At 65.3% G+C, this 1,646-nt stretch carries 1 protein-coding gene; it reads right to left on the bottom strand.

The genetic code is table 11. The features are described from left to right. The coding region (locus VJ307_09885) for an FAD-dependent oxidoreductase (GenBank protein HJX74452.1) at positions 1-1,358 on the bottom strand (1,358 nt) is incomplete at its 3' end. Positions 1,359-1,646 lie beyond the last annotated feature (288 nt).

Raw genomic sequence — 1,646 nt, 5'->3', positions numbered from 1 at the left:
AGGGTGGTGGCGAGGTGGACCAGATTGTCCATTGCCCCGGAGTAGGGGGGAGCGTAGCAGAAATCCGCTGACGCGATCTCGCCAAGGGGCATCCGCTGCGTGATGGCGAGGGCCGCAGTGTCGATCCGCTTGGACGCTTCGCCGGGGCCGACCGCCTGCAGTCCCAGCAGCGTACCGGTCTTCCTGTCCGCCACCCCCTTGAGCACGAGGAGCTTCGCCCCGGGGTAGTAGTGGGCCTGGTCCGGCCCGGGGGTCAGCGAAGTGGCCACGTCGTAGCCGCGCTCCCTTGCGGCGCGTTCGCTGAGCCCTGTCGCACCCACATTGTAGTCGAAGATCTTGAGGATGGTCGAACCGAGGATGCCGGGGTATCGCGTGGTGCCTCCGGTCAGGTTGTCGCCGATCACGCGGCCGTGCTTGTTCGAAGTGGATCCCCTCGGGGCGTAGACCGGCTCACCGGTGAGGAGGTGACGGTTTTCCACGCAGTCGCCGCCGGCGAAGATGTCCGGGTCCGAGGTCCGCAGGTACTCGTCGACGACGATCCCTCCCCGGAGTCCAATGGCAAGCCGCGCCGCCGCGGCCAGCGTCACGTTCGGCTTGACTCCTACCGCGATGAGGACAAGGTCGGCCGGGATGTCGCCGTGGTTGGTTTCCACCCGGGTGACCCGACCCTGGTCGTCGCCGGACAGTCCCTGGACGGCAACACCGGTCTTGACGGTCACCTTCTTTGCCGCAAGATGCTTTTCCACGAGGATCGCCATCTCCCTGTCGAGGAGGGCGGGCAGAACCTGGTCCTTCCACTCCACCATCGTGATCTCGGCTCCCCGGGCGGCGAAAGCCTCGGCCATCTCCATCCCGATAAATCCCGCACCGACGATGACGACTCGCCGCCTGCCTGCTTCCATCTCCTTGCGGATCGCGATGGCTTCCTCCAGGTTGCTGAGCACGTACACGCCTTGGAGATCGATCCCGGGCAGGGAGGGACGGACCGGCATGGATCCGGTGGCGATGACAAGCTGGTCGTAGGGGAATTCGAGACGCTCCCCGGTGTCCACATTCACCGCCTGGACGACCTTCCCCCGGGGGTCGATGCCTTCGGCCATCGTCTTGTTGTGCACGTGGACTGCCTTGACGTTCTTGAAGAAGTCCGTATCCATGACAACCCCGGCGGGAGTCATCATGAGTTCTTCGTAGTCGACGATCTTCCCGGCGATGAAATAAGGGGCGCCGCACCCCGCGTACGAGAGGTATTCCCCCTTTTCGAGGATCGTGATGTCCGCGTCGGGATCCCTGCGGCGGGCCCGTGCCGCCGCCTTCGGCCCGATGCTGACTCCACCGATGATGACGATCTTCTTGCCCATGTTTTTATCCTCCTCCCGAGGAATCTCCCAGGCGTGCTCGCAGTCGTATCGCTAGTGCACCGTCTCGCAAATACCTTGGCATTCGAGCGCCGCTGCAGGGGGCCGGTCCCCGGAAGGGTTTCGTCGCGAGACAAGGGAGACCCGAGGCGAGGCGGGCAAGCGCAGGAGCGAGCGCGGAGGCGTACGGTAAGTACGCCGCACAAGCGAGCGACGAGCACGCCCGACGCAGCCCGGGGATCGCTTGTCGCAGCAGAAAAGGCAGCCCTGTTGGCGACCGGCGCCTGCGGC

It is taken from the genome of Candidatus Deferrimicrobiaceae bacterium (assembly GCA_035256765.1).
GTDB lineage: Bacteria > Desulfobacterota > Deferrimicrobia > Deferrimicrobiales > Deferrimicrobiaceae > CSP1-8.
The sequence above is the reverse complement of the archived record's forward strand: the minus strand, read 5'-3'. Positions and strand labels throughout refer to the sequence as shown.